This is a genomic window from Pseudoalteromonas sp. SR45-4 (assembly GCF_014163535.1).
Taxonomy (GTDB): domain Bacteria; phylum Pseudomonadota; class Gammaproteobacteria; order Enterobacterales; family Alteromonadaceae; genus Pseudoalteromonas; species Pseudoalteromonas nigrifaciens.
Map to the genome: position 1 here is coordinate 1 of NZ_JACJDO010000014.1, position 25,404 is coordinate 25,404.

Below are 25,404 nucleotides of genomic sequence, written 5' to 3' on the forward strand. Positions count from 1 at the left end.
TTTTACTCGACTCACTGATTGACTCTTGCCTCGCTAAGCGTTGCTGTCTGCCGTCTCAGTGGGGTCGCATTATAGGGCGCAGCCAGTTTTACGCAAGCGTTTTTTAAAGAAAACTTAAAATAAAACGCTGTTCGCTTGATATTTAAACCAAGTGGTTATTTTAAACACTAAAAAGGCCCTTATGGGCCTGTTTAGTTAATTTACTATGAGCTTCCAGCCAAGTTTCGCTTGCTGCTTAGATTCTTGTTGCAGCTCGCTTGCCATTAATGGATGGTTTTTCAACCAGTCATTTTCAAACTGCAGATTTAAGACATCGTCTTTAACAGTTATCGCAAACTCAGGGAGTACATCATCTTGGCGACGCATACATAAAATGACAGCTATACGTATTAGTCTTACTAAATACTGCGCAAGTACACTATTTGCACCAAGAGAATCAAAATAGCCTTTTTGAAGATCAGAGCGATGCCCTTTAGCTACCGCAACAATGACTTTATGCTCTGACTGCGAAAAACCTGGCATTTCAGTATTTTTTAAAATATAAGCACTGTGTTTGTGATACTGCTTATACTCTATCAATAAACCAATTTCATGAAGCTGTGCAACTGCCGTTAATAAAGGCAACCCATTAAGTGCTTTTATTGGCCAGCTTTCATTTACTTCTGATGCTAAGTTTAATACGAGACTGGCGACGCGGCTAGCTTGCTTTTGATCAACATGGTAACGATCGATAAAGCCATCGATTGTACGTTTACGAATATCGCTATTATGCAGCTCTGGTAGCATGCTGTATAAAACACCCTCACGCAGTGCTCCACCTGCTAATCCCATTTTTTCGATCTCGAGCGATTCAAATAATGCAATTAAAATGGCAAGCCCTGATACAAATACTAAACGGCGATCTTCACTTAGCCCTGGTAGGTCTAATGCGGCAATCGTTTTATAAGCGATTGATTGCTTTTTGATAGTGTAGAGTTTTTCAAGGGTTAATAGCTCATCTAGGTTTTGCGCTATCATGATTTCTTGAATTGCTTGTACTGTACCCGAAGCACCTGAGGCTATTTGCCAGCCTTTAACTTTATACTCTGATGCAATTTCATCAATGACAGTACGTGCGGCTTTTATTGCGGTGTTAAAGTTTGCATTGCTTAATTTGCAATCTTTAAAATAGCGCTCTAGGTAGGTAACACACCCGATGTTCAGGCTTTTGTAAAGTAATGCATCAAAGTTCTTACCAATAATCACTTCAGTGCTAGCACCACCAATATCGATAACAAGCTGACTACCGGTACAAGATGAGGTATGAGCAACGCCTTTATATATAGTGCGCGCTTCTAGTTCACCGCTAATGATATTAACTTTATGACCGAGGATTTTTTCTGCTTGCGCTTTAAATACATCAGCATTACTAGCTAAACGTAATGTGGCGGTGGCAACTATAGTGATGTTTTGTTTAGGGATATCTTGTAAGCGCTCAGCAAATAACGCTAGGCACTCCCATCCTCTATGCATTGCTTCTGAGCTTAATACATTGTCTATATCAAGCCCTGCAGCTAACCTTACTTTGCGTTTAACACGACCTATGGTTTGCAGGCCGCCAGCTATTGATTTAGCAATAAGCATATGAAAGCTATTTGAACCTAAATCAATAACTGCATATACATTTTTTTGCGGTTTAAGTTGCCCCACCGTTCAAAAACCTCTAATTACTATTACAGTTAAACTAACGGTCGTTTATGACCGTCCTTTTTGATAACTATTATTTGGGCGACGTCCGCTGTTGTTACTGCGATTACGTGGGCCTGTAGAAAAGTTACGCTTTCTATGAATAGTAGGTTTAGTTAAATCATCCAGTAATGCTGTTTTATCGTAATGTGATAAAGGAATACTGTGATCTATATACTCTTCAATTTCATGCAAGTTATAAGCATATTGTTCACATGCAAAACTAATAGCGTGACCAGACGCGCCAGCGCGGGCTGTACGGCCAATGCGGTGTACGTAGTCTTCGCAATCATCTGGTAAATCAAAATTAAATACATGGCTTACTTCAGGAATATGTAGACCACGTGCTGCAACATCTGTTGCCACTAAAAAGTCTAAGTCGCCTTTACTAAACTCAGCTAAAATTGATTGACGTTTTTTCTGATTTACGTCACCGGTAAGCATGCCAACCCGATGTCCATCGGCTTTTAACCAGGCATATACGGTTTCACAACTATGCTTAGTGTTAGCAAAGATAATGGCTTTTTCAGGCCACTCTTCTTCAATTAACGTCAGCAGCAGCTTAATTTTATCTTCTTGTGAAGGATGAAATAGCTCTTCTTGAATGCGTTTACCGGTTTTTACGTCTGGTTCAATTTGTACGTGCTCAGGATTGGTCATATGTTCAAACGCAAGTTCTTGTACACGATACGATAGCGTTGCAGAGAATAATAAATTTAAACGCTTTGATGTATCTGGCATACGGTGGAACATATAACGAATATCTTTGATAAAGCCCAAATCAAACATACGATCTGCTTCGTCAAGCACGACTACCTCAATTTCATTAAGGGTGTAACAGCCTTGCTTATACAGATCAATTAAACGACCTGTAGTACCAATTAAAATATCAACGCCTTTTTCTAGTTGTGCACGTTGTTTTTCGTAATCTTCGCCACCATATACTAAACCTAAGTTAAGATTACAGTGCGGCGCTAAAATTTTTGCATCTTTGTGTATCTGAATCGCCAGCTCCCTTGTAGGGGCCATGATCAGGGCTCTTGGATGTTTACTAGGGGCTTTGCTAGATTGTAATAACCGATGGCACGTGGCAGTTAAAAACGCCAACGTTTTGCCTGTACCTGTTTGTGCTTGGCCTGCGATATCGCGACCCTCACAAATAAAAGGTAGGCATTTAGCTTGAATGGGTGTGCAATATTCAAACCCACTTTCGGTTAAACCGGCAACCACTTCCGGTGCAATAGCAAAGTCTGAAAACTTTTTATCGGTCAAATGTGTCTTAGTCATAGCGTTTAAGCATAACGTTTAAACTTGCAATAAGAAACAAGAGTGTTTAAATACGCACTAAATATTTCGCCTAACTAAACCGGAGAGCGCAATGAGCGAGAAAATAATCCAAATTACTGACGATAGCTTTGAAGCTGACGTATTACAATCAGACAAGCCTGTACTAGTAGACTTTTGGGCTGAGTGGTGCGGACCTTGTAAAATGATCGCCCCTATCCTTAGTGAAGTTGCTGAGGAATTTGATGGTCGCGTTACCATAGCTAAACTTAATATCGATCAAAATGCGGGTACACCGCCTAAATTTGGTATTCGTGGTATCCCTACATTACTTCTTTTTAAAGATGGCCAAGTTGCTGCAACTAAAGTTGGCGCACTTTCAAAAACTCAATTAATCGAGTTTTTAGAAAACAATCTTTAAATTTAAACAATAAAAAAAGGGCTTAATGCCCTTTTTTTATTATTTTTTTGTATAAACACTGGACGCTGTGTCAATGAGCTGCTAGTTTATAAAGCCAACTAATCCTTAGTTATATTCAACAAACCTCACTCAACGATCAAACAAAGCGATTTTGAGTATGACAACTGTAATAAAGAACCCACCAATATGCATTTACGCGAACTAAAAGACAAATCTATAAAAGAGCTTGTAGACTTAGCTGAGTCCATGGGGCTCGAAAACGTAGCCCGCTTAAGAAAGCAAGATATCATTTTTGCTATTTTAAAATCACATGCCAAAGGCGGAGAGAATATCTTCGGTGGCGGTGTATTAGAAATTTTGCAAGATGGTTTTGGCTTTTTAAGATCATCAGAAGCCTCTTACTTAGCTGGCCCAGATGACATTTATGTTTCACCTAGCCAGATTCGCCGTTTTAGTATGCGTACTGGCGATTCAATCTCAGGCCTTATTCGTCCACCTAAAGACGGTGAGCGTTACTTTGCTTTACTTAAAGTAAATGAAGTTAACTTTGATAAACCTGAAAACTCTCGCACTAAAATTCTTTTTGAAAACCTAACACCACTGCATGCAAACGAACGTTTTCGTATGGAACGCGGTAACGGTAGTAAAGAAGATATTACAGCCCGAGTACTTGATTTAGCCTCTCCTATTGGTCGTGGTCAACGTGGTTTATTAGTAGCACCGCCAAAAGCGGGTAAAACCATGCTACTACAAAATATTGCGCAATCGATTACTCACAATCACCCAGATGCAACATTAATGGTATTACTAATTGATGAGCGTCCGGAAGAAGTAACCGAAATGCAGCGTCTTGTAAAAGGCGAAGTAATTGCATCAACATTTGATGAACCTGCTTCTCGCCACGTACAAGTAGCCGAAATGGTTATCGAAAAAGCAAAACGTTTAGTAGAGCATAAAAAAGATGTTGTTATCTTACTTGACTCAATCACACGTTTAGCCCGTGCTTACAACACCGTTATTCCATCATCTGGTAAAGTACTTACCGGTGGTGTTGATGCAAACGCACTCCATAAACCGAAACGTTTTTTTGGTGCTGCACGTAATGTTGAAGAAGGCGGCAGCTTAACAATTATTGCTACTGCGCTTATTGATACCGGCTCTAAAATGGATGAAGTTATCTACGAAGAGTTTAAAGGTACTGGTAACATGGAACTACATCTTAACCGTAAAATTGCGGAACGACGTGTATTCCCAGCTATCGACTTTAACCGTTCAGGCACTCGTCGTGAAGAGTTACTCACAAAACCAGATGAGCTACAAAAGCTGTGGATTTTGCGTAAAATTGTTCATGACATGTCAGAAATTGACGCAATGGAATTTTTAATTGATAAATTATCGATGAGCAAAACCAACGATGAGTTTTTTGATTCGATGAAACGCCAGTAATACCATATAAGTTTTAAAGCTTATAAAAAAACGCCTAACAATTGAATATCAATTATTAGGCGTTTTTATTTGCCTGCAAAAAAGTAGCGCTGTACCGCTTTAACCATGCTCTTTGTAGTGCAAAAATAAGGCTTGTAGTTTATCAACTAACACTGCAATATTTTGTACTTCTTCTGGGCTTTTACACGCATCATCTAACGCTTTTGCAGCGTCTGCAATATCGCACAACTTAAACATTTGTGCTGCCCCTAAAATACGATGGCTATCTTTTTGTAACGCAACAAAGTCGCCACTATTAAAGTGTTGGCTAATTAACTCACTTTCTATTGATAAGCTTTGTTTGAAACTAGTCACTAAGTCACTCATATCTATATTTACGCTTGTGCTGTTTTGCTCATTTTTTATTGATGCGAGATGCTCAGCTATAGTGCTATAAAACCTCTCTTTATCAATTGGTTTAGCTAAGTAATCAGTAAAACCAAGTGCTAAATACTGCTCGATCTCATGGCTCATTGCATTGGCCGTTAAGGCAAATATTGGCTGCTCATAACCGCACTGCCTGAGCAACTCAAAAGCAGTAATGCCATCCATAATAGGCATTTGAATGTCCAACAGCACAAAATCAGGATACTCTTTTAAACATTGCTCTACAGCTTGCTCGCCATTTTCAACTGCAATAACGTCAAGCCCCATGGCGCGTAAATAACGGCTTATTAATCTGCGATTATCGTCATGATCCTCAGCAAGTAACACTTTAGCGCTTAGCGCTTTATAGTCACCATTTATATTGTCTTTAGCTGTAACTGCACATTCGCTTTTATCTACTGGTACGCACGGTACAAAGAATGAGAATTGACTGCCTTTTTTAAATTCGCTTTGCACACTAATATATCCTCCCATCATGGCAGCTAGTTGTTGTGACAAACTAAGCCCCAAACCAGTACCACCAAAACGACGGCTAATACTATTATCTGCTTGGCTAAAGCATTCAAAAATAAGCTTAAGTTGCGCTGTATTCATACCTATTCCGGTATCTTTTACCGTGAGCACTAGCCCTTGATCGGTATTATTGGCCACAATCGTAACTTGGCCACTGTGAGTAAATTTAATTGCATTAGCACACAGGTTTATTAATATTTGCTTTACTCGGGTTAAATCAAGCCTGGTATACAGTTCATCACCGAGTTGGTTGTCAAATACCAAAGATAAGTTTTTAGCTTTTGCTTGTACGCTAAACATCCCATGTATGTCATTCAGCACTTGTACAATATCAAAACAAGAAATAGACAGCTCCAATCTGTTTGCTTCTATTTTACTTAAATCGAGCACATCATTAATTAAACTTTTTAAATGCTCGCTTTGACGCTGAATAACTTTGAGCTCATCTTGTAACTGCTCAGGATCATACAAACCATTAATTAAGTCGTCGGTTTGGCTTAAAATAGCGGTGAGTGGGGTGCGAATTTCATGGCTTATATTTGCTAAAAACTGACTTTTAACATCGTTTGCTTCGCGCAGCTCTTGCGCCACACTTTGTAATTCTAACGTGCGTTGCTCTACTTGCTCTGTTAGTTGTAATTTTGCATTACTTTCTATTCTGCGACGGTAAATTGCTATTACTGTAATTAAAATAAGGATTGCTACAATGCCAAGCAGAATAGTTAACTGTGAACGTTTAGATATTTGCAGTTGTTGTAAGTGTTGTTGTTGTTTTAGCTGTTTAATTTCTTGGTTTAGTTTATCTGCTTCAAATTGAGTTTGAAAAATACTAACTGCCTTTGAAGCCTCTTCTGTATTTATACTACGTTGATAGTCAACATACTGCTGATGCAATTGCAGCGCTTGTTTAAAGTCGCCTAAGCTTGAGTAAATCAAAGCCTCAATACCTAAGCCGTCTTTAATGCGCATGCCATTTTTATATTCTTTTGCTAATGCAATTGAGTGCTCTGACGTTGTTTTTGCATTTTCAATATCGCCCTGAGCAAACTGCGCAGTGGCAAGCACATGCAGTGCTGCCGCTAATAACGATTTATTCCCTGCATCAAGTGCAAATTGCTGCGCCGCCTTTGCATGATATAAGGCCACATCAAATTTATTTAAGTGCAGATTAATACTCGCTAAATTAGCGTGCTTAGTAGAGAGTTGGAATGCATTATTTATGCTCTGATAGTAACGCAGTGCCAGCTGATTATAATGCAGTGCCAACTGGTATTGCTTTGACTCAGTATAGGCTACTCCCATATTGCCATAGACTTGAGCTACACCATCTTCATCACCAAGTTGTTGAAATACCTTTAATACCTCACGATACATTTCAAGTGCTGATTCGTAACGAGAAAGGCGAATATATATCCCGGCAATATTGTGCAAAATATCGGCTTTGTCTTGCGCACTGCCCTCTTTTTCGTAGATCAGTTTTGCTTGCTGATAATAATCTAGTGCTAATTCCATGTTATACATATCAAAATAAGCCAAGCCTATATTACTTAATAAATTGGCTTGTTTTAATGAGCCTTTTAAACGTATGGCTAACCCTAAAGCCCGGCTATAATCAACCACAGCTTGTTGTACAAACCCTTGATAATACAACACCACACCTTGCATTTTTATTGCTCTAAAATACAGATCGGGCAACTCATTAAAGGTGATGCTACTCTCTAATAACTTATAATACTCTAAGGCATGGGGAAGGTCGTTGGCATTAAAGGCAAGTTCAGCTAAGTCGCTATATATAGCAATGCGCTGTTGGTGTGGTAAGTTTTTTTTAGCTAACAGTGTAGAGGCAAAGCTTTGTTTATCTGACCAACTTTCAGCAGACTTAAATTGTTCAAATAAGTCGGCTGGTGTAACAGAAAAACTCAATGTAGAAAAAATGCTGCATACAGCCATAAAGCCAACAAAAAAGAAGCGTTGTAACCAACCCTGCATAATTACATCCTTGAAACTTTTGTAGCCACTATGATAATTTACCCAAGATACACTAATAACTAGATTGTAAACAATGCTTAACCCACTGATAGATGAGATTTTTGAGTTACTTTTGCAAAAGAAAGTATGGATGGTACATACTTTAGCAGCAGAATTACAACAACGTAAAATGATTAACACGCTTGATGTTGCCCCTGATCGTGATTTATTCAAACGTAACTTTTTAATTATGAACGCGCTTTATCAGCTACAGCAGCAAATTATGCCTAAGCAGCAACTCCTTATTAGTGGTTTACAAATACAACTTATTACCACAGCCAGTAACACTCTCATAAAAAACACCGATCCGCTACGAGACTACTACCTTGATTGGCAAAACTTTGAAACCTCTAGCGCCGAAATCAATACTCTTTTAACCCAGTTTTGGCAGCGTTTTACCAAACACAGTAAATCTGCACAAATAATAGATCTAGACACTCATAAACAGCTATTAATAAAGTGGCAACTATCTCAGCAAAGCACGCTAAAAGAAGTACAAAAGCGTTGGCGGCAACTGGCGTTACAGTGTCACCCTGATAAAGCAGTTGGTAATGCAGAAAAATTTAAACAGTTAAAGGGTGAATATGAGCAGCTTAGGGCAAGCTGCTCAGTAGATTAGTAATTATTGAATTAGTTATTCAATACACTATTAGCACGTAAGGCGACGAGCGCGTATTTTACGGCCTTTAATATTGCCTTCGGTTAATTTACGCAGTGCCGGTTTTGAAGAATTACGCTCTACGGCAACAAACGCAACGTTGTCGAGTACGTTTATTTTACCAACTTGACGCCCCGCAATACCGTCTTTACCGGTAAGTGCACCTAAAATATCACCTGCGCGTACTTTTTGCTTTTTACCAGAATCAAGCATTAAGGTTACCATTTCTGGTTTGTATGGTGGTTTTTCTAATAAGCTAAACGATGGCATTGGCTCTGGGATCACATCGCGCTCATAATGGTCACCAATTTGTGCAATTTTAAATGCTTCTGCCTCACCATAAATAGAGCATGCAATACCCTTTTTACCCGCTCGACCGGTACGACCAATACGATGCACATGTGTTTGTGTGTCGTGAGCTAAGTGATAGTTAATCACCATATCCATATCGTCAATGTCTAAACCACGCGCGGCCACATCGGTTGCCACTAGTATTGATGCACTTTTATTAGAAAAATGAATTAACGTACGCTCACGATCACGCTGCTCTAAATCACCATGTAAAGATACCGCACTAAAGCCTTCATCAACTAAATCATCACACAATTGCTGTGTTTCTACTTTAGTATTACAAAACACGACACAGCTTTGCGGGGTAAATTTAAGCAGCAATAATTTAAGTGTTGGGTAACGTTGTTTATTGTTATCCATTTTATAGAAGTATTGCTTAATAGTGCTTTTAGCTTGCTCTTCTTCTACCTTAACCATTACTGGATTGCTAAGCACACGCTTTGCAACAGCTTCTATTGCACGTGGAAACGTAGCGCTAAATAGTAATGTTTGGCGGTTAGTAGGAATACGCTCAATAATTGCATCTAAGGTATCTTGAAAACCCATATCTAGCATTTGGTCGGCTTCATCTAATACGAGCGTTTCTACATCATCTAAACGCAAAGTACCTTTACGAATATGATCGTCAACTCGCCCCGGTGTACCAACAATAATATGTGCGCCATGTTCAAGTGAGCCAATTTGTGGACCAATTGATACACCACCACATAAAGTAAGTATTTTAATATTATGGATGCCACGCGCTAATTTGCGCATTTCTACAGCTACTTGCTCTGCCAACTCACGTGTTGGGCACAATACTAAAGATTGAATACGAAAACGTTTTACGTTTAATTTAGCCAATACGCCTAAGCTAAACGCCGCAGTTTTACCTGACCCCGTTTTTGCTTGAGCAATAATGTCTTTTCCAGCCAGTACTGGCGGTAAACTTTGCGCCTGAACAGGTGTCATGTGGGTGTAGCCGAGTGTTGATAAGTTATCAACTAACCCAGAAGGTAAAGCCAAAGATGAAAAAGCAGTTGTGGTCACAGTAAATCCCAATACAAAAAAATAACATGGGGAAAAGCCCCACTCAATATGCTGCTAATAATAGCAGAATTCCTAATTGGCAACCATTAAGCATTATAAAAAAACACACTAAAAGGCATTGCAAATGATACTGGTTTTCATTAAGATTAACTCAGCATTAATACTATCAACCCGGAAACAACTAATGAAACTAAGCCCACTTTTTATCGCACTGCTAGCAAGTACTACTGCGAGTGTTTATGCAAACGCAACAGATATAGAACATATAGAAGTAAAAGGAAGTTATTTTAATGACTATAAAGTAGACAATGCTAATGGCGCAATGAGAACGTCAGCTTCGTTACTTGATACCGCACAGTCGGTTACCGTTATTACCGACACCATAGTAAATGAACAACTCGCAACTACGTTAGGTGAAGTACTTACTAACGATGCCAGCTTAACGCCAGGTTCAAAGCAACGTAACCGTGAAGTATTTAATTTACGTGGGTTTGAACTGAGTTCATCTACAGGTTACTTGCGTGACGGCCATCAGCACTGGTCGCACTACCAACAACCTATCGAAATATTACAACAAGTTGAAGTTATTAAAGGCCCATCAAGTATTTTATATGGCCAATCGGGTCCTGGTGGCTTGGTTAATATGGTCACTAAAAAACCCACGTCACAAACATTATTTAAAGCCAGTGCCGATGTTGATCAACATGGTTCAACTCGCTTTATGCTGGATGCGGGCGGTGCACTTACTGAGTCGGAAGATTTACGTGCTCGCGGTATTTTAGTAAAGCAAGATGTTGATTATTGGCGTGAATACCAAAATGGTGAAAACCGTGAACGCGATCGCTTTTTAGGTGCATTAATTGTTGATTACGATATTAGCGATAACGCCTTAGTACGCGTACATTACGACCGCACAGATGACGAAGCCGGTTTAGATACGGGTGCCTGGATTGATAGTAATGCCAATGTAATTGGCGACGATAAAACAATTCGCGATATGTCTTGGGCGTTTACAGATATAACGGTAGAAAACCTAGGTGTTGACCTAGAAGTGTTTTTAACCGAAAACTGGCAAGTAAAACTTGGTTACAACGAGCAAACATTTGAGCGTCAACGCTTTGAGTCAGCACCTCGTAAACCAAGTAACTTTATCGAAGGTGATAGCTACGCGTCACGCCCTTACGATCGTTTTGATGATTGGCAGTTTAAAACCGCCTTTGTTGACTTTATTGGTGAATTTGAAACCTTTGGTATTCAGCACCAATTTTTAATTGGCGCAAATTCGCTTGATTATTATTATGGCCAATTAAAAACTAATGCCGAATCATTTGACTTTAGCGCCGGGCAAAACGAACCATTTCGCCCAGCTATAAGCTATAAAACAGATGACACTGTTAGCTCATCTGCTTATGACTATTACGGTATTTACATGCAAGATCTCATTTCGTTCTCACCAGAATGGCAGTTATCTTTAGGCGGTCGTTACGACAAGCAAAGTAAAGAAAATAGTAATAATGAATCGTTTGTTCCTAAAGTGGGTGTGCTATATCACCCTAATGCCTCGGCCACTATTTACGCTAGTTACTCTGAAGGTTTTGAGCCGCAAAACGAAACGCTAGTAAATACAAACGATGTTAATAATGGCATGAAGCTCGATGCGATTACCTCTGAGCAAAAAGAAATTGGTATTAAATGGCAGCTGTTTGACGATCGATTAATGCTCAGTGGCGCATTATTTGATATTAGCAAAACAGGCACTTTAGTGAGCGAAGATCTTGTAAACCCTGTTGATAATATAACCAGCATCACTACTCAAGCTGGCGAGCAGCGCCATAAAGGCTTTGAATTAGCGGCGCAAGGTGCAGCAACTGATCGCTTATTTGTAATGGCATCAACTATGTACTTAGATGCCAACTACGAGCGCGACGCAACATTGCAAGGTAAGCGCCCTACCGATGCCCCTAAATGGTCTGCATCACTTTGGACGCGTTATGAATTAAACGACGTAATTGCATTAAACGCAGGTGCATTTTACGAAGGCGAACGCTTTGCCGACAATGCCAATACCGTTACTAAAGATGCCTACACCCGCGTAGATGTGGGTGCAACGTATAAAATAAACTTAAACAATACCGACGTTAACTTACGCCTAAATATTGAAAACTTATTTGATACAAACTACCTAGCAGGCGGTGGTTTAAATAATGTAACCATAGGTGAAGGCGCGAGCGTACGCTTAGCAGCACAATTTAGCTTTTAATTAATACAGCCCATACACATTTAACTGTATGGGCTTATTTAACTATACGGTTGTTAAACAGGCAATAATTGTAAGCTGTGAATTAGCGCTATTTTTTGAATATTTTTAAATAAGCTAAATGCCCAAGCACAACAACTAAGCCTGCTATAACACCTAATAAGCCATCAAATATAAGTGGTGCCAGCACTTCACCTGTAGTACCTACAATTGTTTGCCCATAATTGGTTACCGCTATTTGAATATGATGCAAAGCTTTAATGCCATGCACTAAAATGCCGCCGCCCACTAAAAACATTGCAACTGTACCCGCAAATGCTAAAAACTGCATAAGCCGTGGTGCTGCCGCTAACAACCCTTTGCCTAGTATTTCTTTAAATTTATTAGCCGATAGCTTAGATTGATTAAGTAAATATAGACCTGCATCATCAAGCTTCACAATTCCTGCAACTAAGCCATAAACGCCAATAGTCATAATTATGGCAATAACACACAATACCAATGCCTGATTTATTAATGTAGCAGCTGCAACTGTGCCAAGCGTAATTACTATGATCTCAGCAGAAAGTATAAAGTCGGTTCTAATCGCACCTTTAACTTTTTGCTTCTCGTATTCTACTAGGTCTAATTTGTCGCCCTCACTTTCGCTTTTATCATCATGAGGCAAAAACTTGGCAAATACTTTTTCTGCGCCCTCAAAACATAAAAATAATCCACCTAACATTAATAAAGGCGTAATTAACCAAGGTAACCACACACTTATTAATAACGCCGCAGGTACTAATATTGCTTTATTTAAAAACGATCCTTTTGCTACCGCCCACACCACAGGTAGCTCACGCTCTGCAGCTACACCGGTAACTTGTTGAGCATTAAGCGCTAAGTCATCACCTAATACACCCGCTGTTTTTTTTGTAGCAACTTTACTCATAGTTGCAATATCATCTAGTAGCACAGTAATGTCGTCTAATAAGGTTAAAAGATTAGTACCTGCCATATAAATACCTAGCTTAAAAATAATATTATTAACATAACTTAAAGCCGCATTTTCACCAACGGTTAATTTTGCTTTGCTATGCTGATTAAAATTAATACGCAAATATCGATAATTACTTGCTGTTTGCACTGGAGATATAAATGAAAGCGCTGCTGATAATCGCATTAAGTGTATTAGGCTTATCTGCTTGTAATGAGCCCACAATTAACACTCGTTATCTATGTAATCAAAAAGAAGCCACGCTTAGCGTTATCAATGAGCAAACAGCAGCACTAACACTTAATAATAATACCTATCAACTTAGCCGAGAAAAAAGCGCCTCAGGTAATAAATACATAAATAAAAATGTGTTGTTTTGGAGTAAAGATAACGAAGCCATGCTTATTATTGAAGGGGCAAAATACCACTGCCTACAACAGTAGGTAGTACAGTAAAACTAATAAAATTAAACCGTGATAAAGCAAGTTTAGTGATACAAAGTAACTGTATTTTTCCAAGTGCTAATAGCTAAGTAACTGAGCATGCAATTTTACGTTACTTGGGTATAATACTTTTAACTTTATTGCTTAATAGCGGCCCACAATGAAATACAAAGATCTTCGTGATTTTATCGATTTACTTGAAAAAAGAGGTGAGCTTAAACGCATCACTCAAGAAATCGACCCGTATCTTGAAATGACCGAAATAGCCGACCGTACATTACGTGCTAAAGGCCCTGCGTTATTATTTGAAAACCCTAAAGGTTACGATATTCCGGTATTGGCTAACTTATTTGGCACACCCAAGCGTGTTGCCATGGGTATGGGCCAAGAAGATGTAAGCGAATTACGTGAAGTTGGCAAGCTTTTGGCTTTTTTAAAAGAACCAGAGCCACCAAAAGGCATTAAAGAAGCGCTAGGGCAAATACCTGTTTATAAACAAGTGCTTAATATGCCAGCAAAAGAAGTAAAAAAAGCCCCCTGCCAAGAAGTTATTTTACAAGGTGATGAGGTCGATTTAACTAAGCTGCCTATTCAACATTGCTGGCCAGGTGATGCTGCACCGTTAATTACTTGGGGCCTTACCGTTACTAAAGGGCCTTATAAAAAGCGCCAAAATTTAGGAATATACCGCCAACAACTGTTAGGCAAAAATAAAATTATTATGCGCTGGTTGTCTCACCGTGGCGGCGCGCTTGATTTTCAAGAGTGGTGTAAAGAAAATCCAGGCCAACCGTACCCGGTATCTGTGGCATTGGGCGCCGATCCGGCGACTATATTAGGTGCAGTAACCCCTGTACCCGACACATTAAGCGAGTACGCTTTTGCAGGCTTACTGCGCGGCAGTAAAACTGAAGTAGTTAAATCAATATCAAACGATTTACAAGTACCCGCAAGCGCCGAAATAGTACTTGAAGGCTACATAATGCCAGGTGAAATGGCACCTGAAGGTCCGTATGGCGATCACACTGGTTATTATAACGAAGTTGATGACTTTCCGGTGATGACAGTAACCCATATGACCCACCGTAAAAACCCTATTTACCACAGTACCTTTACCGGCCGCCCGCCTGATGAGCCTGCTATTTTAGGGGTGGCATTAAACGAAGTATTTGTACCTATTTTACAAAAACAATTCCCTGAAATTGTTGATTTTTACTTGCCACCAGAAGGCTGCTCGTACCGCATGGCTATTGTTACCATGAAAAAACAATATCCTGGTCATGCAAAACGCGTAATGATGGGAGTGTGGTCTTACTTACGTCAATTTATGTATACCAAGTTTGTTATTGTGTGCGATGACGATATTAACGCCCGAGATTGGGAAGATGTTATTTGGGCAATTACTACGCGTATGGATCCCGCTCGCGACACCACTTTAATAGAAAACACACCAATTGATTATTTAGATTTTGCGTCACCGGTTTCTGGCCTTGGCTCTAAAATGGGTATGGATGCAACGAACAAATGGCCTGGCGAAACAAACCGTGAATGGGGCGAGCCGATTGAGATGGATAAAGCCACCAAAGATCGCGTAGACGACATTTGGCAGAGCCTCAACATTCTCTAATATCCTAGACCAATAGGCTATAAAACAACCCTGCAGATATGCTAGAATCAACACATTCTATTGCGTATCTGCTATGAAAAGCGCTGCTAAAAGGTAAAAAATGCAAACATTAAAAGCTGAAGTTGTTGCTATCAGCCCACTTACAGAATTTGTTCATAAAGTAATTTTAAAACCACAACAACCGGTTTCGTTTGAAGCAGGCCAATACATGCATCTTGTATTGAGCGAAAATGACAAGCGTGCATTTTCGATTGCCAGCCGCCCTTCACAATGCGATCAAATAGAGTTACATATTGGCGCTTCGGGAACCGATACATATGCAATGCAGTCGCTTGAACATTTACGCAATGCACTTAACGAAAAGCAGCTAATAGAGATAGAAGCAGGCTTAGGTATATCGCAACTTCGTTTACAGTGTGAACGTCCAATTATTTTACTTGCTGGCGGTACTGGGTTTTCATATGCAAAATCAATGGCTGATCACCTAGCTGAAATTAGCTGCGACCGCCCGGTATTATTATACTGGGGCGTAAGAGAAGAATCGGCACTTTATGCACACCGCGAAATGCAAGTGTGGGCCGATAGCCACAAAAACTTTCAGTTTATTCCGGTAGTAGAAAACCCATCGCCTGATTGGCAAGGACATACCGGTTATGTACACAAAGCCGTAATGCAAGATATAGTATCGCTAGCGCCTTACGATATTTACATGGCTGGACGTTTTGACATGATAGGCATAGTTCGTGACGATTTTATTGCTCATGGTGCTATTCGCGAAAACATGTACGCAGATGCGTTTGCATTTATTAAATAATTGCACTTAACGCTCTCATTTCAAATATTAAGGCATCTAAATAGGTGCCTTAATTGTTTTTATAACAATAAATAATTAATAGTTAAAATCTATCAACATCATCAACATAAACAATTTCCTAAAAGTCGATCTATAAACCATACTTTGTATAGAACATTCAGCGGGAGAGACCCATATGCTAAATACAAAAGTAAAAGACTTTATGCAACACAAGTTGCCAAACATTACCCCAGATACCGAAATGACCACTGCCATTGCAGAGCTGCAAAAATTTAAATTACTTGGTGCCCCAGTATTCGATAGCAATAAATTTTTAGTTGGCTTTATCTCTGAGCAAGAGCTGCTTAAACCACTCATGCAAAGCAGTTATTTTTGTGATGGGGTGGTGAAAGTATCGCAACTAATGCAAACAGAAGTCGTGACTGTAAATGGCGACACCAACATTATTGAACTTGCTGAGCAAATGAGACCCGGTAAACCGAAAAACTACCCTGTGGTTGACGGCGAAAAAGTAATAGGAATGATCAGCAGAGCCGATATTCTCAAAGCCCTTTACGATAACTACCTAGCTTGTCAAACACACTAAAAACACTAATTTATAAATACTTCACCTGAACTCTGGTTGCTTAGATACAAAAATGCCGCTATTAATAGCGGCATTTTTTATACTAATAATATTAAATTAGCGCGTACTTGCCATTGTTAGCAGTGCTTTTTTATCGCTGTAACTTAAGTAGGCTATTTCAAGCGCATTAGCTTGCGCTTTTTCTATATCGGCTTGTGATAAACCAGCTTGTGGCGCTGCCACTAAGTATTCGTGTTCAATTTCAATACCTTCAACCGCTGGATCATCGGTATTAATACAAGCCAAAATACCATGATCTAAAAACTGTTTTAGCGGATGCTGAGCTAAATCATTTACGGTACTGGTTTGTATATTACTAGTTAAGCACGACTCAATACCAATACGCTTATCGCGCAGATAGTTCATTAATTCAATATCTTCAATTGCTTTAACGCCATGGCCTATACGGCTCGCACCTAGCTCGTTAATTGCTTGCCAAATACTTGGTGCACCTAGTGCTTCACCGGCATGAATTGTTGCTGCTAAGTATGCGTCGTGTACTTGCTTAAAATGCTCTACAAATAACTCACCCGGAAAACCAATTTCATCACCGGCTAAATCTACAGCCACTAAATCGTCTTTAAAAGCGAGTAAGGCATCAAGCTCTTGTTGGCAAACTTTTACGCCATAAGTGCGTGATAAAATACCAATTAAATTAGCTTTTACATTAGCGCCTTTGGTTGCCGACTTAATGCCATCAATTACCGCCTCAACCACACCTTGAGGGTGTAAACCTTGGCTTTGTGCCATGTAGTAAGGGCTAAAGCGCAGTTCAACATAATCAAGCCCTTGGGCTTGTGCATCTTCAATATTTTCAATCGCTATACGTCTACAAGCATCGTAGTCACCTAATACAGTTACACCCCAATCTAATTTTTGTAAAAATGCCATCAGGTTTGGCTCAGGATCAATGACTTGTACATGAGGGATAAGTGCTGCAACGTTATCAGCAGGCAAAGTTATATTAAACTGACGACCAAGTTCTAATATGGTTTGCGCTCGTACATTACCATCTAAATGGCGATGAATATCTAGCAAAGGTAGTTTTCTATTGATCATAGTAGCAACTCAGTTAGGTTAAAATTGCGCGCATAATACGCAGCTATAGTAATAATTCAAGTCTAGTTTATTTAAAATATACTTTTGAGGCCATATGTCTGCTTTTTATGCAAAAAAGCAGATGATTTTATTTTTCTATCGCCGCTAAATAATGCCAAAGAGCTTTGAACAAAATATTCGCATCTATTGGTTTCGTTATATAGCTATTCATTCCACAGGCAAGCGCTTTTTTAACATCGTCATCATGGGCATTAGCCGATAAACCTATAATAGGCAAATCTAATAAGCCTAGCTCATTACGTATTACCTTGGTTGCTTGTAAGCCGTCCATTTTGGGCATTTGAATGTCCATAAGGACAATGTCGTAACTTTTTTCAGTTAACATTTCAATTGCGGCAAAGCCATCATTAGCAATATCAGCAACACACCCTTTGGTTTTTAAAATGGCAGTGGCTACATGTTGGTTTAACGGGTTATCCTCAACTAAAAGTACTGCGCTGTTCGCAAATGATACGTTTTCTATATCCACGTCACTAAAGCTTTGCTCACTTTTCTCTACTTTAGGTAAAGGGGAGTTAAGCGGTAAACTAAAGGTAAATGTTGAACCTTGCCCTGCAGTGCTTTTTAAATCTATAGCGCCACCCATAAGCTCAACTAGCTTTTTACAAATACTGAGGCCCAATCCTGTACCGCCATATTGGCGTGACGTAGAGTTATCTGCTTGAGCAAAAGGCCTAAATAATTTCTTTTGTGCCTCTTTACTAATACCAATACCTGTATCGCTTACACTTAAATAGGTCATGGTTTTCGATTGCCAAATTTTCAGTGTAATACTCCCTTGAGCAGTAAATTTAACCGCATTATTGAGTAAATTTAGTAACACTTGCTTTAAACGAATAGCATCGGTGTTAATCATCAAGTTTGTATTTTTATCGTAATCTAGCTTTATTTCTAACGACTTAACACTTACTTCAAATTGTATTAAGTTAATTACCTCTTCAGCCAAGCGCCCTATATCTACGGGTTCTTGCATTAAATCAAGTTTACCTGCCTCCATTTTAGAAAAATCGAGTAAGTCATTTAATACTCTAAGTAACACCCCTAACGCACCATCAGCTTGCTCTATGTAAGTACGGGCTTGTTGCCAATCATTTTGTTGTAACGCTAAGTAGTGTAAGCCTTTAATACCATTAATTGGCGTGCGCACTTCGTGGCTCATATTCGCTAAAAACTGGCTTTTTATTTGACTCGCTTCATCAGCTTTTTGCTTTTCTTGGCGTAATGTGCGCGTTTGCCTAGCAACTTGCTCGCGTATTTGAACATTTGTGCCTGTAACAGAAATTAAAAATGCTACCAGTAACCAAACAAACAGCATCCCCACTATTTGTGCCAACCAATATATTAACCAGGAGGTTGTAACTAAGGGCTCGTGTAACTCAACCTGCCACATACGGTTACCAATAAGTAGCTGGTAGGACTTTAACAAGTCCATTGACTCGTTGTTGGCAATATAAATAGCGTGGGTATTATTGGTATTGTTAATATCTAAAAAGCTTGCTGTAACTAAGTTTTCATGATCAAAAAGCAACGACTGCGATAGTTTTTTTAAGCTCACTACCGCAACGGCAAAACCTTTAAAGTCATCTTCAGTCTCTATACTTCCAAATACAGGATGCAAAAATAACACCCCTAACTCAGCCTGATTTTGCACCAACTTAACCGGTTGGCTAATGACCATTTCGTTAAGCGTTTTTGACTTATTTAATGCCTCTTGCATAAAGTCGTTTGATGCTAAATCAAAGCCAATAGCATCTTCATTGCCTTTTAATGGGTATGCGTACCTAATTGGATAATATACATCTCGCTCAGCAACGGCTTGCCATTGGTTGGTTGGTGATTTTTCTTTTACAAAAAAATGTTCAACATCGGCTAGTTGCGTCATTTGTTGATATTCTAACAGCGCACTTTTAGGAACATACGGTACCCATTCAAACGCCAATATTTCTTCGCTGTAGCTTAACTGTTTTGCCGTAAATTGCCGAAACTCTTTAAAGCTCACATCTTCACTGCTCGAAAAAAAAGTAGCCAGTAAAGTCAAGTGTGCAGAGATTTCATCTAATTTATGAGTAATTGAGTCTTGTACAGCTAATGTTTTTATCTCTTGTTTTTGAATGTTTTTTTCTTTTTTAACACTGGCAGCACCATAAAAGCTAACACTAATAAGAATGTAAATAAGTAAAGAAGGCAGGATAACTTGTAGCCGGTATCGCATCACTGAGTAATTAAATGCAGCCAGCATCAATGGCGTAAAAATGAGCACCCCAATACTGTCGCCAATCCACCACGCAATAAAACTATCTAGCGCGGCATGTTGAGCAATTATATTATTAAAAACAAGTAAGCTGGTGCCGACACTAGCACCAATAATACAACATACAGGGCCGGCTATAATTAAGCTTTGTACACTATGTTTTAGTGGCGATAAATCGAGGGGGGCTTTAATAACTTTAATTATTATTTGCGCGCCAAGCCATGCTTGAAAAACAACAGCGATAGCAATTGCAGCGGCTTGGAAAAAAACTTGCCAGTTTAATATATCAACAACATTATCAAGGTGAATTAAGCTAGTAAGTAATGCACCAACAAAAATACCTAAAAAAGACTTACGGCCCCATAACAAAAAGCTTGCTACAGCTATGCCCGCAGGGGGCCAAGAAGCCACAGCGAAACCATCTATAGCAAGCAATAAATTACTAAAATAGCCTGTAATAAAGTAAGCGCAAGCTAAGCAAAAAGACAATTTAAACAAACCTTTCATCGCCTTTTGCTCCTTGCAATATTAAATGGTGTTTATTAAATGTAACTCATTATTTATAAAGTACCAATGCTTTATCTAGTTGTGCACTTTTTTCATAACTTAACTTTGCTTGCTGCATATATTGTTTTTTATTTTCATTATTTAGTGCTTTATCAAACACCCTTGCCGCTAGGTCGTAATCACCTTGCGCATTAGCAAGACAAGCCAAAGCGAGCAGTAATGAGTTATTTTGCTCATCTTTTTTAAGTCGATCTTGAATACTCGTTTGTAATTTACGGGCATTTGCCGTTGTTGCTTTACTTAATATGTTAGCTAATTGTGCATGTTGTTCTTCATGCTTAACCATTTTTATTAAGTCATTTTCAATTACGCTTAACTGCCCTGCAGCAGCCATTTGCGTTAAATAAGCGCTGTAGGCGTAGCTATGTAGCTTTTTAGGTAACTGCTTATATTTAGCTGTTACTTCATCAACAGGAAATGAGGCAAAATAGGCATTAAAAACGCGATGCCACTGCTCATTTGTTAGTACTTTTTTGCGTAAAATACGCGGTAAAAATGCTTCTAAAGCACTAAAATGTTGTTGCTGCACTAGCACTTCGGTGTAAATTTTTAGCTCAAGTGCTGTCGCTTTTTTCGATTCTGCAATAACCCGTAGTTGCGACTCTATAGCGCTACTATTACCACTAGCTAGCCATAGTTTTGCTACTTTTAGTTGCTGCTCTGGGTTTATATCAAATAAGTACTCAAGGGCTTTGTCGGTTTGATTATTAGCTAGTGCCGCCTTAGCAAGCAGTGCTAAACGTATATCTTGATACTGATCGGGTACCTTGCTAGATAGCGCCTGCTCTATTTGTGCATAGTCGTCATTAATTACACTCCATAGCGCCTGCTCAATTGCAGCTTGCTTGCGCCCTTGGCTACGAGCAAAAAAACTATGCTTAGTATTGCGATAAATAGAGAATAAATAACGCACGAGTTTATAGGTTAAATAACTAACGACTAATACTGCGATTGTTAGCACGGCAAACGAAACTATTGTGCCTTCAATTGTGGTGTTGTTAAACGAAATTAGTACATAGCCTTTTTCGTCCAATAAAAAAGGGGCTGCTGCTAACACCACAACAAGTGCAATAATTAAAATGATCAACCCTATCATTTTGCCCACTCCTTAACTTGCTGCGTGCTTTGTAAGTTTACTTTAGGGTTAAAGTTTAGCTGCTCTTTTTCTAGATTAGACAGCGACTTTAAAACCATTTTTGTAACATCATCATCTTGTTTAAAGTATTCAGCCACTAAACGTTTTGCTTCGCTTAGTGCTGCAAAGTAAACACTGGCGTGCTTGCTCAATAATGCATCTTGCGCTTGCGTTATATAAAGCTTAACTCTTTGATTTACCAGGTGTCGCTGTTGTTCACTTAATAATGGCTCTATAGCAACGCCTTCACGATGACGAATAGTAATAAAACCATCTAAAAATTGATCCCAACTATTTTTTAAGTTTTGCTGCCAATCGCTAAGATCTTCACTTAATACCTTGTCATCAATTTTTGCTACTTCTTCAGGCAGGTTCACCGCATTAAATACCAATTCATCAATATTTTTCAGCACACTACTAAGCTGTAAATAAATAGCTTCAACGGCAATTGGTTTTATGGCATCTAAGGTTTGTATGTCTTGTGTAATGGCTTGGCGCACTGTAATTGTACCGGGGTGATCGCTAAGTAAAGCATCTAAACGTTTTAATACAGCGCTAGTTCCTTGATAGTCGTTTTCGGCCCACAACTTAAACTCAGCCATGCGCTGCAAGCTGGTAACTTCTTGTGGATTTAAAGACGAGCCTTGCTGCTGCGCTTGTTGTAAGGCAGCCTTTAGTTCTTGCTGGTTTTTTGTAGTACTTTCGCGCATTGCAGCTGTTACTTTTTGCTCAGACGTTAATAGTGTCTGTTGCAAATTAGCTTGAGCTAACTTAAGTGCTTGTAGCTCTTGTTGTAGTAATTTATTTTGCTCATTTAACTGATTAACAGCTAAGCTTTGCGTCTTGCTCGCGTTGAGCTTTTGATAAAACTCAAAGCCAACTCCAGAGGCAACAATTAATGAAATAATAAGAGCTAAGCTCCCAACTTTACTTACTCGTTGCTTAGTGTTGCCAGCCTTATCAGTTGCTTTAAGCGTATCGCTTTTAGCCGTAGCTTTGCCATTGTTGGCTGTTGCATTAGTCGTTTTTTGCGCTGCTTTATCTACCGTTGACGGTACTGACTGTTCGCTCATTTTGCTACCTTGCTGATTAATGCAGGTAAACATAGCGTTATCGCTAGCTCCTGCTGCAATATGTATATTAGCCGAACTTACCTGATGCTGCTGTAAATAAGCGCCTATACGCTCACTAGCTACATAAAATCGGCACTGTTGTAACCATTGTCTTTGGGGTGCAGCAAGGTTTTTAAAAATAGCATCAACCGCCGCATTACTTGTTATGACTATACCGTGTACATTCTGGCTTTGCCAGTGGTCTATCCAGTTGTTAGGCTCAGGGTCTATGGGAGTACGCTGATACACTACGCAGTTATTTAAAAAGGCACCACGCTGCTTTAGTGTTTTAGCTATATCAGGACGCCCCCCTATTCCTTTAACCAATACAATATTACAGCTATCAACATCGGCAAGCGATTTAAGCGCTAATAACCCCTCTGAGTCGTGCTGTTTAGGAACAGCCGCTCGCACGCCAAACACCTCATAAATAGTGTCGGCTGTTTGTTGGCCAACCCCATAAAATTGCGCTTTTATATTAATATCTGGCTTTAATTCACTCAGCGCCAAAACCGCATCTTGCGACACAAAAATAATTTTATCGGCATTAGTTAATGGGCTGAGCTCAATACTATCGGGGGTTAAATACTCTATTTTTAATACGGGAAATAAAGACGCTTGATAACCCGCTTGCTCAAGTTGTTGTGCAAGGGCTGCGCCTTTTCCTTGGGGACGAGTTATCAAGATATTTAACATTACGCGTCTCTATATACTTCAGCTAATATTCTGTCTGCACCTTGAGCCAATAACATTTTAGCCAGCTCAACCCCTAGTTTTTCTGCGTCATTAACGTGGCCGCTAACTTCATCACGTAAAATTTCGCTACCATCTATTGCGCCTACTAAACCACGTAAGTGCACTTGATCGCCGTTAACTAGCGCATAAGCACCAATTGGCACCTGACACCCACCTTCTAAATGGCGGTTCATTGCGCGCTCGGCATTTACCCGAATACGTGTTTCGCTGTGCTCCAGTGGAGCAAGTAATGCTTTTATTGCTTCGTCATCAGTACGACACTCAATACCTACAGCACCTTGTCCATTGGCAGGCAATGACACTTCTGGCTCAATATAAGCACGAATGCGGTCTTTCATTTCTAAACGGATCAAGCCTGCTGCTGCTAAAATAATTGCGTCGTATTGGCCTGAATCTAATTTTGCTAAGCGTGTATTTACGTTACCGCGAAGGTCATGAATTTTTAGATCTGGACGTGATGCGCGTATTTGACACTGACGACGTAAGCTTGAAGTGCCCACAATTGCACCTTGTGGCAGCTCGTCAATATTGGCAAAGTTATTTGATACAAAAGCATCACGTGGATCTTCGCGCTCACAAATAGTGTGTAGTGTTAACCCTTCTGGAAACTCTACAGGCATATCTTTCATCGAGTGCACGGCCATATCGGCCAACCCTTCTAGCATGGCTTGTTCAAGCTCTTTAACAAATAAACCTTTACCACCAATTTTAGCTAAAGGGGTATCTAAAATAATATCGCCTTGGGTCGACATAGGCACTAATTCTACTAAAATACCTGGGTGATAATGCTCTAATTGCGCCTTTACAAATTCAGCTTGCCAAAGTGCCAATGCACTTTTACGAGTAGCAATACGCACTATATTTGTTGTTTGGGTCATAAAAAATACTCACTTAATAATTGCAATTTAGCTGGCTCAATCAGCTAATATTCTAAATTCTTTTTGAGCAATTAATTGGCCTTGCTCATCAATTACATCAACCCGCCATTGGCCTATTTGCGAGTCCATTATATTCTTGGTCGAATACGTACGATAACGAGAGGATGTTATATCTAACTCAATTTCAGCCACAATATCATCCTCAAAAAACCATACATGCTTTACCTGTTGGCCTTGTAAGTTTTTTAGCTCACTAAAAAACGATAACGTCTCGTCAAATTGACTTAAACGAATATCTGCAGCAAATACATTTACCGGCTCTCGCTTGCTTACTTTACGTGTAAGCACTGCTCGGCTTATTTTATCGGTATCTATTTGCGCGCCAAGTGCCACACTCGCTAGCTGCGCTAAAGGGGCAAAGCCCTGCGTGCTAGAGAGTGCAGTATCACTAATAGCGGCAACATCTGTATCAACTAATAAATCGGTAGTAGGTACTTGCTCAATATTAACCGGCTCTGGTGAGTGGTTTTTAGCCTCAGCTTGCGGGATTGCGGGTAACTCTGCCGCTGCTACTTTATCAGGCTCTGCTACTTTTTGCTCTGCAACTAAATTAATAGGCGCAACTAACAACTCACTTTCACTGTTTTGTGACGCAACTGTTGCCGAGGTATTTAGCTCTACTTGCGTTGTTTGTAATGAAGTAACAGCACGCTGGCTTATATCGTTACTTTGCGCCAACACTCTATCCTCTGGCTCATTTGGGTGTTCGTCCTGCTCGGCACTAACGGCGCTAGTTAAGCCATATATAACGGCAGCAGAGGTCATGAGTAGCAGCATAGAAATACTCACAATACGACGCCAATTCCACTCGTAGGTTAGTGTAGTTACACTTTCTTGTGGTTCGCGTTTAACATTTGCTTTAATAACTATTTTTTGACTCATTTTAACCTCAGCGGCTCCATT

General features: G+C 39.6%; 19 protein-coding genes. 8 read left to right on the forward strand and 11 right to left on the reverse strand.

The genetic code is table 11. The features are described 5' to 3' along the window. Positions 1 to 195: 195 nt before the first annotated feature. Together gppA and rhlB are read right to left on the reverse strand one after the other, a co-directional pair. A complete protein-coding gene (gene gppA / locus H5058_RS07940; RefSeq protein WP_182677593.1) occupies positions 196 to 1,689 on the reverse strand; it encodes a guanosine-5'-triphosphate,3'-diphosphate diphosphatase in 1,494 nt (497 codons plus the stop codon). A gap of 45 nt (positions 1,690 to 1,734) precedes the next feature. Beyond that, complete coding sequence (gene rhlB, locus H5058_RS07945; protein ID WP_041454311.1) at positions 1,735 to 3,012, reverse strand: ATP-dependent RNA helicase RhlB; 1,278 nt, start codon at positions 3,010 to 3,012, stop codon at positions 1,735 to 1,737. A 91-nt stretch (positions 3,013 to 3,103) separates the two neighbouring features. Between rhlB and trxA the strand changes: the two genes are divergently transcribed. Together trxA and rho are read left to right on the forward strand one after the other, a co-directional pair. Beyond that, the gene (gene trxA / locus H5058_RS07950; protein ID WP_011326840.1) at positions 3,104 to 3,430 is read left to right on the forward strand and encodes a thioredoxin TrxA; all 327 of its coding nucleotides are present in this window, start codon (positions 3,104 to 3,106) and stop codon (positions 3,428 to 3,430) included. 186 nt (positions 3,431 to 3,616) lie between these two features. After that, positions 3,617 to 4,876 carry a transcription termination factor Rho gene (gene rho, locus H5058_RS07955; RefSeq protein WP_011326839.1) on the forward strand — a complete coding sequence of 420 codons (1,260 nt, stop codon included), beginning with the start codon at positions 3,617 to 3,619 and terminating at the stop codon, positions 4,874 to 4,876. Positions 4,877 to 4,975: 99 nt separating this feature from the next. On the opposite strand, the gene H5058_RS07960 is transcribed toward rho, so the two are convergent. Continuing rightward, positions 4,976 to 7,804 carry a tetratricopeptide repeat protein gene (locus tag H5058_RS07960; protein WP_182677595.1) on the reverse strand — a complete coding sequence of 943 codons (2,829 nt, stop codon included), beginning with the start codon at positions 7,802 to 7,804 and terminating at the stop codon, positions 4,976 to 4,978. A gap of 73 nt (positions 7,805 to 7,877) precedes the next feature. On the opposite strand from H5058_RS07960, the gene H5058_RS07965 reads away from it, so the two are divergent. Continuing rightward, complete coding sequence (locus H5058_RS07965; protein WP_182677597.1) at positions 7,878 to 8,462, forward strand: DNA-J related domain-containing protein; 585 nt, start codon at positions 7,878 to 7,880, stop codon at positions 8,460 to 8,462. A 30-nt stretch (positions 8,463 to 8,492) separates the two neighbouring features. Here the strand turns inward: H5058_RS07965 and dbpA are convergent, their stop codons facing one another. Further along, the gene (dbpA, locus tag H5058_RS07970) at positions 8,493 to 9,881 is read right to left on the reverse strand and encodes an ATP-dependent RNA helicase DbpA (protein WP_011326836.1); all 1,389 of its coding nucleotides are present in this window, start codon (positions 9,879 to 9,881) and stop codon (positions 8,493 to 8,495) included. A gap of 184 nt (positions 9,882 to 10,065) precedes the next feature. Between dbpA and H5058_RS07975 the strand changes: the two genes are divergently transcribed. Continuing rightward, the gene (locus H5058_RS07975; RefSeq protein WP_011326835.1) at positions 10,066 to 12,141 is read left to right on the forward strand and encodes a TonB-dependent siderophore receptor; all 2,076 of its coding nucleotides are present in this window, start codon (positions 10,066 to 10,068) and stop codon (positions 12,139 to 12,141) included. An 88-nt stretch (positions 12,142 to 12,229) separates the two neighbouring features. Here H5058_RS07975 and H5058_RS07980 read toward each other — a convergent pair whose 3' ends face one another. Continuing rightward, positions 12,230 to 13,135, reverse strand: coding sequence for a DUF808 domain-containing protein (locus H5058_RS07980; protein ID WP_011326834.1), 906 nt, complete (start codon positions 13,133 to 13,135; stop codon positions 12,230 to 12,232). 140 nt (positions 13,136 to 13,275) lie between these two features. On the opposite strand from H5058_RS07980, the gene H5058_RS07985 reads away from it, so the two are divergent. The 4 genes from H5058_RS07985 (at position 13,276) to H5058_RS08000 (ending at position 16,584) form a co-directional block, all read left to right on the forward strand. After that, the gene (locus H5058_RS07985; RefSeq protein ID WP_182677599.1) at positions 13,276 to 13,557 is read left to right on the forward strand and encodes an MliC family protein; all 282 of its coding nucleotides are present in this window, start codon (positions 13,276 to 13,278) and stop codon (positions 13,555 to 13,557) included. A 160-nt stretch (positions 13,558 to 13,717) separates the two neighbouring features. Further along, complete coding sequence (gene ubiD, locus H5058_RS07990) at positions 13,718 to 15,184, forward strand: 4-hydroxy-3-polyprenylbenzoate decarboxylase (protein WP_011326832.1); 1,467 nt, start codon at positions 13,718 to 13,720, stop codon at positions 15,182 to 15,184. A 100-nt stretch (positions 15,185 to 15,284) separates the two neighbouring features. Beyond that, the gene (fre, locus tag H5058_RS07995) at positions 15,285 to 15,998 is read left to right on the forward strand and encodes an NAD(P)H-flavin reductase (RefSeq protein ID WP_011326831.1); all 714 of its coding nucleotides are present in this window, start codon (positions 15,285 to 15,287) and stop codon (positions 15,996 to 15,998) included. 175 nt (positions 15,999 to 16,173) lie between these two features. Continuing rightward, entirely contained in the window at positions 16,174 to 16,584 is a 411-nt protein-coding gene (locus H5058_RS08000; protein ID WP_011326830.1) for a CBS domain-containing protein, read from the forward strand. Between the two features lie 96 nt (positions 16,585 to 16,680). Here the strand turns inward: H5058_RS08000 and add are convergent, their stop codons facing one another. The 6 genes from add to H5058_RS08030 all read right to left on the reverse strand — a co-directional run bounded on the left by add (position 16,681) and on the right by H5058_RS08030 (position 25,383). Next, the gene (add, locus tag H5058_RS08005; protein WP_011326829.1) at positions 16,681 to 17,682 is read right to left on the reverse strand and encodes an adenosine deaminase; all 1,002 of its coding nucleotides are present in this window, start codon (positions 17,680 to 17,682) and stop codon (positions 16,681 to 16,683) included. 127 nt (positions 17,683 to 17,809) lie between these two features. After that, a complete protein-coding gene (locus H5058_RS08010) occupies positions 17,810 to 20,500 on the reverse strand; it encodes a CHASE domain-containing protein (protein WP_182677601.1) in 2,691 nt (896 codons plus the stop codon). Between the two features lie 49 nt (positions 20,501 to 20,549). Then, complete coding sequence (locus H5058_RS08015; protein ID WP_182677603.1) at positions 20,550 to 21,656, reverse strand: heme biosynthesis HemY N-terminal domain-containing protein; 1,107 nt, start codon at positions 21,654 to 21,656, stop codon at positions 20,550 to 20,552. Continuing rightward, the gene (locus H5058_RS08020) at positions 21,653 to 23,503 is read right to left on the reverse strand and encodes a uroporphyrinogen-III C-methyltransferase (protein ID WP_179807252.1); all 1,851 of its coding nucleotides are present in this window, start codon (positions 23,501 to 23,503) and stop codon (positions 21,653 to 21,655) included. The genes H5058_RS08015 and H5058_RS08020 overlap by 4 nt, the downstream gene beginning before the upstream one ends. Next, a complete protein-coding gene (gene hemC, locus H5058_RS08025; protein ID WP_011326825.1) occupies positions 23,503 to 24,441 on the reverse strand; it encodes a hydroxymethylbilane synthase in 939 nt (312 codons plus the stop codon). The genes H5058_RS08020 and hemC overlap by 1 nt, the downstream gene beginning before the upstream one ends. Positions 24,442 to 24,477: 36 nt before the next feature. Next, a complete protein-coding gene (locus tag H5058_RS08030; RefSeq protein WP_182677605.1) occupies positions 24,478 to 25,383 on the reverse strand; it encodes a DUF2914 domain-containing protein in 906 nt (301 codons plus the stop codon). Positions 25,384 to 25,404: the final 21 nt, after the last annotated feature.